Origin of the sequence: Trichococcus sp., assembly GCF_049589555.1 — a bacterium.
Classification (GTDB): domain Bacteria; phylum Bacillota; class Bacilli; order Lactobacillales; family Aerococcaceae; genus Trichococcus.
Map to the genome: position 1 here is coordinate 1 of NZ_JBAWAZ010000360.1, position 8,403 is coordinate 8,403.

Sequence of the window (8,403 nt, forward strand, 5' to 3'; positions counted from 1 at the left end):
CAATGGCGCTACCTGTCCAAGAAGGAAAAGGCGCAGTTATTCCAAGAGTTGAACTACGAGCCCAAAGAATGGTAAAAACAGAGGATTAGAGTAGCCTCTGCCACAACTTTCATATTCCGCAAAAAGAAAGGCCAAGGTCCGTTTAGGGGATCTTGGCCTTCTTATTTGTCCGAGGGTTCATGGACATATTTAATATTTGAAATCGATTGTATTTCCAGAGTCATTTCTTGCCACCTATTGGGCAGAATAACTTCATCACCAGAAATGCATGAATCAAATTCTTAATTGTGTTTTATTCAGCTAACAGTTGCTACTCCCCAATATAGTCGTCATTCGATTTACTGCTCGATTCACTCTCGGAGTTGCTGTCATCATCTTTGGATGAAACTTGGGAAGTGATCCCCTTTTCCGGAGCTGATTCTGTTTCAGCAACACCACCTTTTTTCTTGGATGGTTTTTTCCCTTTGAAGGTGAAGAACAATAGAAGCCCAATAGCCAGTGCTGCCACAACATCATAACTTATGAAGGCAGTCTTGAAATTTGACCATAGCGTCTTGCTCTCGGAGCTTTTCTTTTGGGAATTTTCTATGAGCTTGTCGATTTCAGAATGTTCAGGGAAAAGCCTCTTGACCGCCTCAAATTTTGACAAGGCATCTTTATAATATCCGCCCCAATACAAATTGAGTCCCTCTTTGTAAAGTTTATCTACTGCACCTTCCTCATTGGAACCGCCAGATTGAGAAACGAATTCCTTTATGGTGTTTGAAGGGACAATGAAGTTGAATCCTTGAATTTCCTGACCGTTGACGGTGTCACCCCCGAATGTGGATATCCCGACAACTTCACCATCCGCTTTGACGATGGGCCCGCCACTGCTGCCATGGGTGATGGCTGCATCCATTTGGAGAATAGGTGCACCTTGCGTCGAGCGTTTGTCCACAGCCGAAATATTGCCGGAAGTCACAGAAACAACTAAAGCAGCGTCAGGAGAAAGCGCATTCGATTCCGCAGCGGCCGGGAAGCCGAACGCCCATACGCTATCTTGAAGCTGAACTTCATCCGAATTCGCAAGGCTCAAAGTCGGAAGATTATCCGCTTCAATCTTGACTATGGCGACATCTTTCCCTTCCCCTGTAGGTGCGCCATAACTCTTGATTTCGCCATTGAACATGATTTTACTGTCTATCTGTTGGACATCAGCAACCTCGCTGCCCGGAAGGACCACTATAAGACTCCTATCAACGTATGTCCATGCCATGTAGCTCCACAGGAAATCATAGGCGTTGTCGTAGGTTTCTTCAATGCCAATGGAGGTCAGATAAGAACTGAATTGGTCGGCATAGTAGGCTAAAGACATATCCGCCAAGTCCTGATCATCCAATTTGGAATATTCAACAACATGAGCGTTTGTGACGATATATCCATTTTCGTTTATGATAAAGCCGGATCCTTGAGCGCCAAATTGATCGACAGTACCGATCCCCTGGAAGAAATTGTAAAGCAGATCATCGTAATAAGAATCACCGGTTCCGTAATATGTCCATTCAACACTTACGCCATTGTATATATATACAATGGCTGGGTCGGTATAATCCGCCACTTTTTTTGCGGTGCTGACTTGAGATGTGTCCGGCTTTATGTTAATCAGGAAAATGCTTGCGACGATGGACGCGATAAGAATAACGATAGCAGGAACAGTAATAAGTAGCCTCTTTTTCATTTTCGATATCCTCTTTCCTCATCTTCCAAAGCTTGTAAAGTGCGTAGGATGCGCTTGCACCTCGAGTGGTTCTCAAGAACGAACCGCTTGAATTTGCCCGTTTCATGTTTTAACTCGTTCTGGCGGAAACCTTGGGAAATGGCATTGAGTAGGGTATTAACCTTCTTGACCATTATTTCCCGTCATTGTTAGGAGTTTGTGCAAAGATTCCGACTAAAGCACCTACTGATGCTGATCCAATAGCAACTAGCGCTTCAGGAATCTTGCTCGCCCCAGTTGGGTCTATAATGAGCACTATTACCCCCGCAAATGCAGCAGTCAAAGCCAAAATGCCTAGTATAACGATAGAATATTTATAAACAAAAGGTATCCCGGTATATCCCACTATATCTTCCACTTTCTTTTGTATTTCGGCATCTTGTGCATCCGGATTCTCTCTTACGACTTTTATTGTTTCTTCAATCAACTTTCTATCCATCAATTTGATCGCCCCCTATCAAATTTCTAAATCAATATATAATAGGCGATTCGTTAAATCGTATGGAGAACTCTGATTCCTCACTATTGAATAGCGCGCTTGAGTTTTCCTTCCAAAAAAAAGAATCATTACCTTGAATATTTAACCGTTAGTGTATCATTGTACCCTGATTAATTTTAAACGCCGCAAGGATACAGTTGCTCAATCAAACTAAACTGTCCTTCACCTCGCTTTGATGAATTTCTGTTAACATTCGTTGTTTGGATCGTTTTTTCACCCCCGCCACGAAATTTTCGAATGCTATTCCCCGTATATCATTCCCGGTTTTGCGCAGCTCTCCTGTAATCTGAGCTACTTTCACAAAATGGATTTCTGCTGTTTAGTTTGTTTTCAGACTCTCGATTTGTTCAATATATCACACTTTAATTGTACACCTCTGCTTCTCGAATGTACAAAAATGAACCCCATAGAAATCCAGTTTTTTTATTATGTTATTTGAAAAACTAAATTCCAGTTGAGCCCATCAACTGAATGACTGGTAAACACAGGTGGCTAACTTATACTCGAAATTTTGGCAGATAATTATTCTTGAGAAGCATTTTCTGTTATTATATCCTTATGACATTTTAATGGAGGAAAATTAATCATGTTGGAATTTAAACAAAATATACGGGGAAATGTGGCCCTTGGTGTAAACCCGCTTGGATGCAAGCAGGAAGTATTGAATCAAATCGACTTTGTAAAAAATAAAGGAACTTTTGCAGGTCCGAAAAAGGTATTGATCATTGGTGCGTCATCAAGCTACGGTTTAGCCACCCGGATCAGCCTGGCCTTCGGTGCAGGAGCAGATACAATCGGCGTTTCTTTTGAAAAAGGACCGAAAAATGAACGGAATCTTGGTACAGCCGGCTGGTACAACAATATAGCTTTTCGTGAAGCCGCTGAAAAAGAAGGCCTGATCGCCAAAAATTTTGTGCAGGACGCCTTCAGCCACGCAAGTAAGCAAGAAGTCATCGAGTATATCAAGAACGAATTTGGCGGCAAAGTAGACTTGATCGTTTATAGCTTGGCAAGCGGCAGAAGGACAGATCCCGATACCGGAGAGACATACACTTCCGCAATCAAAGCTCTTGGGGAGCCAGTGGTTGGCCCTAATATTAATATGCAAAATCAGGATTTCTACATCGAAACGCTGGAACCCGCGAATGATCAAGAAATCGCTGGCACACTCAAAGTTATGGGTGGAGAAGACTGGCAATTATGGATGGAAGCACTGAAAGAAGCAGATGTGTTGGCCGACGGGGTTCTGACGACCAATTATTCTTATTTAGGAACAGAGCTGAACCATCCGTATTACGGTGGCGGTACCCTTGGTCTTGCTAAAGCAGACTGTGATGAAAAGGCGAAGACTATCAATGAGTTATTGGCTGACATCAACGGAAAAGCTCAAATTGTGGTGGCAACTGCAGTGACCACTAAAGCAAGCTCGGTTATTCCGTTCTTCCCTGTTTATTGTATCGCGCTTTACAAAGTAATGACCGAAAAAGGCACCCATGAAACACCGATCATGCATATCGACCGCATTTATCGCGATATGGTTTATGGCGCCAAGGCTGAGTATGATGAAGTTGGCCGACTGAGACCTGATAATTGGGAACTTGACAGCGATACTCAAGCAACAACGAAGGCACTGATCCAACAATTGAATAAAGAGAATTTCAATACCGAAATAGCAGCTTATGACATCCTTTATAAAGAGTTTTCAATTTTAAGTGGGTTCATGGTTGATGGCTATGTTGAGCAAGTCGTTACGATTGAAGATTTGAAAGCATTAGAATATTAAATCGTTCCGGTGACACCAATCACCTTTTATCCGCACCGATGAATGAAAAGTCCTGGCTCTGAGAGTCAGGACTTTTCTGCTTCTACGGTTGACAACACAAGCGTTTCTCTTCCATCCGGTTGCCGTTTCCATCTAAATATTGGTCGATAATCAAAATAGTGTTATAATGATAGACAATGATACACCAAATTTGAATAAGCCTTTATTGACCAGACACAGCTATTGCCTCTGCAAAAGAAAGAAGGAAAATGGATATGTTCAGAATAAAAAATTTCGAAGATAACAATGATGTGAAAATTGTCGAAGAGATGGGCGCATTTAAGGTAGTGGAATACTTGAAAGATTTGAGTGTCGATCATCTGACGGCTCAAGCTGCCTACTACGCTTCTGAAATGAACGTCAGAAGAAGACAACTGATGTGCGATGTCAGTCTTTCCGACATCACCGTTCAGTCAGGAGCTATGCAGTGGATGGTTGGTGATGTCAGTGCTACAACAGGGCTTAAAGGCGTGGGCGATTTTTTTGGAAAAGCTCTTCGAGGAAAAGTCACTAATGAATCTGCAATTAAGCCTGAGTACACCGGAACCGGCAAACTGGTACTGGAACCAACCTATAAGCATATTTTGCTGATTGATGTCGATGACTGGAATGGCTCAATCGTGATTGAAGATGGGTTGTTTTTGGCTTGTGATTCGGAATTGAACCATAAAGCCGTTATGAAGTCTAACCTTTCTTCTATTGCAATGGGCGGAGAAGGTCTTTTCAACCTGGGTCTTTCTGGTGGAGGAATTGTCGCACTTGAATCTTATGTACCGAGAGAAGAACTGATAGAAATAGAGTTGGAAAATGATGAACTAAAGATTGATGGAAATATGGCGATTGCTTGGTCTGGTAGCCTAGAATTTACAGTAGAACGATCGGGCAAGACACTCATGGGTTCGGCCGCATCCGGCGAAGGCTTGGTTAACGTTTATCGCGGAACAGGCAAAGTTTTGATGGCGCCCGTTCTTCGATAAAAGAAAACGACATGTCGATCTGTTGTTTCATTAATTGTTGTCAACACCGATTCGCTTACGAATCCAGCAAAACTTGAGTTCATTCAAAAAAGGATCGGAACAAAGTGTATTAAAAACACTTTATTCCGATCCTTTTTCTTATCTGCCTGGATTGATTCCAAGAGAAATGCGGCCGTAGCGGGTGATGCGATCCAGCACCCAGGCGGGACTCCACACAATCATAATTTTCAACTCATTTACGAAACCCAACGGCTCCAGCTGTTCACGGACGCCCTTCAAAATATGCTCCGAACAAGAACAGCCGGCGCCGGTGAATGTTAATCGGACAGTGCAAACCCCGTCATCATCCAGGTCGATGCCATAAATCAATCCGAGATTGACGATATCGAGACCGATTTCCGTATCCATGACGTTCATCAGTTTTTCTTCGAGTTCTTCCTTATGCTGGCCCGCTTGACCAGTATACATGATGACTTGTTCCAATATGCGGCACTCCCCTTTATTTGTCTTCAAATGGATTTCGGTTGAAAAAGTCGGTAACGGCGCCTTTCGATGCGGATGACACGATGTGTGCATATTTGCCCAGGACACCCCGTGTTTGCAAAGGCGGCAATACCAATTTTTCACGTCGCTGAGCCAACTCTTCATCAGATACTTTCATCGTCAATTCACGCGTATCCTGGTCAATGATGACCGTGTCATTCGTTTCCAGCAAGGCAATCGGGCCGCCGTCTTGTGCCTCAGGTGCGACATGCCCGACCACGAATCCGTGTGAACCGCCTGAAAAACGGCCATCTGTAATCAGGCACACTTTGATGCCTTTTCCGGAAATGATGCTCGATAAGGACAACATTTCTGGCATACCTGGTCCACCTTTCGGCCCGACAAAACGGACAACCACCACATCGCCGTCAACAATCTCTCCGTTCAGGGTCGCTTCGATCGCCGCTTCTTCGGTGTTGAAAACCTTCGCGGGCCCTTCATGGCGTCGTTCCTTCAACCCGGAAACTTTTACGACGGCGCCATCAGGAGCTAGATTACCTTTCAAGACAATCAACGGACCATCTTTGCGTTTCGGATTCTCAAGCGTCATAACCACGTCCTGGCCTTCTGCTAAAGGTGCTACATTTTCGAGGTTTTCCGCCAGTGTCTTTCCGGTTACGGTCAAACAGTCGCCGTGCAACAAGCCGTTATCAAGCAAGTATTTTTGAACAGCGGGGACCCCTCCGACATTGTATAGATCTTGGAAGACATATTTTCCCGAAGGTTTCAGATTTGCCAAATGCGGTACCCGTTTTTGGATATCATTGAAGTCCTCAATCGCAAAGTCCACCTCAGCGGCATGGGCAATCGCCAATATATGCAAGATCGCGTTAGTCGATCCGCCCAATGCCATCGTGATCACCACGGCATTTTCCAGAGCTTTACGCGTGATGATGTCGCGCGGTCGGATATTTTTTTCAATCAAGCCGATGATTGCTTCACCTGCCTCGAAGACATCCTTCAATTTATCACCCGTTGCAGCAGGGTTTGACGATGAGCCCGGCAAACTCAGTCCCATCGTTTCGATCGCCGATGCCATTGTGTTGGCCGTATACATCCCGCCGCAAGCCCCTGGTCCAGGACAGGCGTTGCATTCGATCGCCCGTACTTCTTCTTCCGTCATTTCGCCGTTGTTCCACTTTCCGATGGCTTCAAAAACGGATACGAGATCGATGTCATTACCATCCTCATCTTGCCCAGGAGCAATCGTGCCCCCATAAACAAAAATGGATGGAATATTCGCATTCGCCATCGCAATGACAGAGCCCGGCATGTTCTTGTCGCAGCCACCGATGCTGATGAATGCATCCAGATTTTGCCCGCCAACCGCAATTTCGATCGAATCCGCAATCAGGTCACGCGAAGGCAACGAATAGCTCATCCCCGGTGTGCCCATAGCGATACCGTCCGAAACGGTCACTGTCGTAAACTGGATCGGCCAACCGCGCTGCTTATTGATGCCGGCTTTTGCGATTGCAGCCAAGTCGTTCAAGTGTATATTGCAAGGTGTGTTCTCAGCCCAAGTGCTGATCACTCCTACCATAGGCTTTTTAAAGTCTTCGTCATGCATGCCTGTCGCGCGCAACATCGCACGGTTCGGCGATTTCACAACCCCATCATATACGAAGCTGTTGATGCGTAAATCCTTTTTCTTTTTTGCGTTATCCATTCCCAAATCCCTCCCGTATTTTTTATGAGTAAATGGTACTTACTATTAATCGAATTTTAACATTTCTGTCCATAAAAAACTAACGGGGTCCCTCGGTGATCTAAACCGCAAAGAAAATGTACCACAATGAATTAACCTATATTTCCGGGGGCGAAAGTTGAGTCCTCAATTAATAATTTCCCCTTTATTATTAGCCAACTTTTCACGCCACAGACGAAGGTCCTCAGGTGTCTGTCGCAACCAATCTGTTACTTCGCCAACAATTTTTAAAGGTTCTTGTGATCGATAGGAACGTGTCAGATTTCCAGGGAATTTCTTGTCTGTAACATTCGGGTCGTTTTCAAATTCCCCTGTCGGTTCTACGGTATAAATGCGTTCACTTCCAGCTCCTTTTGCTAATGCGGCAGCAAGTCCCACCCCACTAAGCAAGGCTGTGAAATAAATGTGGTTCATTTTAAGTTCGGGTCTATAATTCGATTCCTCCTTTGCTGTCAGTAGATCGCCAACCTGCAAATCTGCTTTGGTCCCATGAAAAAAGGGGCCTGGGTCAGAAGGTGCAAGCTTATACGAATTTGATAGTTCGTAATTCTTTTTCGCCTTTTCAGAATCGGATAACGCCTCATAGCATTTCGCGATGTTCAAATATAACGATGGAAAAGCGCTCTTAACCGCCTCATCATTCAGTTTTAACGCAAACCGCAAAGATGTTTCGAACCATTTTAATTTGTCTGAACTATTTTTTTGATCTCGGGCTACATAATAAGCTGCAATGAATTTTTCGAAATCGTCTGTTGCTTCACTCCAGGCTTTAAGAAATAGTATGCTTGCCTCTTCAGGTTTGCCGCTATCTTCCATGCCCATCCCCCGAAGAAGCAGTTGAATGATCTTGTTGTTCGGATCGAATTGATTATCCATATTATTTCACCTCTTAATTATTGAACGGCTAACGGACCTATAATGATGCCCTGCTCCTCAAAAATCCACTGCTTTTTGCAGCACATAAATGCAGCTTACAAAAGCTACGAAAGTGAGAATGCTGACTCTAACTCACTTTTTCTTCTCTCTTTTCATTGCCTCCTGCTTCCTTGGCTTTGGCATTTTTTCTATCGCATACCTTAAGGCTGTTCTAGGCAT

The 8,403-nt window shown here is 44.2% G+C and carries 7 protein-coding genes; 2 read left to right on the plus strand and 5 right to left on the minus strand.

The genetic code is table 11. The annotated features are described in order from the left end of the window. Positions 1-310 precede the first annotated feature (310 nt). Positions 311-1,720, minus strand: a complete 1,410-nt coding sequence (locus WBV27_RS12430; protein WP_424202442.1) for a S1C family serine protease — start codon at positions 1,718-1,720, stop codon at positions 311-313. Positions 1,721-1,892: 172 nt separating this feature from the next. Next, complete coding sequence (locus WBV27_RS12435) at positions 1,893-2,201, minus strand: hypothetical protein (protein WP_424202443.1); 309 nt, start codon at positions 2,199-2,201, stop codon at positions 1,893-1,895. 643 nt (positions 2,202-2,844) lie between these two features. Between WBV27_RS12435 and fabV the strand changes: the two genes are divergently transcribed. Together fabV and WBV27_RS12445 are read left to right on the plus strand one after the other, a co-directional pair. Continuing rightward, the gene (fabV, locus tag WBV27_RS12440; protein WP_424202444.1) at positions 2,845-4,041 is read left to right on the plus strand and encodes an enoyl-ACP reductase FabV; all 1,197 of its coding nucleotides are present in this window, start codon (positions 2,845-2,847) and stop codon (positions 4,039-4,041) included. Positions 4,042-4,295: 254 nt separating this feature from the next. Then, the gene (locus WBV27_RS12445; protein ID WP_424202445.1) at positions 4,296-5,057 is read left to right on the plus strand and encodes an AIM24 family protein; all 762 of its coding nucleotides are present in this window, start codon (positions 4,296-4,298) and stop codon (positions 5,055-5,057) included. A gap of 138 nt (positions 5,058-5,195) precedes the next feature. Here WBV27_RS12445 and WBV27_RS12450 read toward each other — a convergent pair whose 3' ends face one another. The 3 genes from WBV27_RS12450 to arr all read right to left on the minus strand — a co-directional run bounded on the left by WBV27_RS12450 (position 5,196) and on the right by arr (position 7,911). Next, entirely contained in the window at positions 5,196-5,540 is a 345-nt protein-coding gene (locus WBV27_RS12450) for a metal-sulfur cluster assembly factor (protein WP_424202446.1), read from the minus strand. A 16-nt stretch (positions 5,541-5,556) separates the two neighbouring features. Next, a complete protein-coding gene (gene ilvD, locus WBV27_RS12455) occupies positions 5,557-7,269 on the minus strand; it encodes a dihydroxy-acid dehydratase (RefSeq protein ID WP_424202447.1) in 1,713 nt (570 codons plus the stop codon). A gap of 165 nt (positions 7,270-7,434) precedes the next feature. After that, the gene (gene arr, locus WBV27_RS12460) at positions 7,435-7,911 is read right to left on the minus strand and encodes an NAD(+)--rifampin ADP-ribosyltransferase (protein WP_424202448.1); all 477 of its coding nucleotides are present in this window, start codon (positions 7,909-7,911) and stop codon (positions 7,435-7,437) included. Between the last annotated feature and the right edge of the window lie 492 nt (positions 7,912-8,403).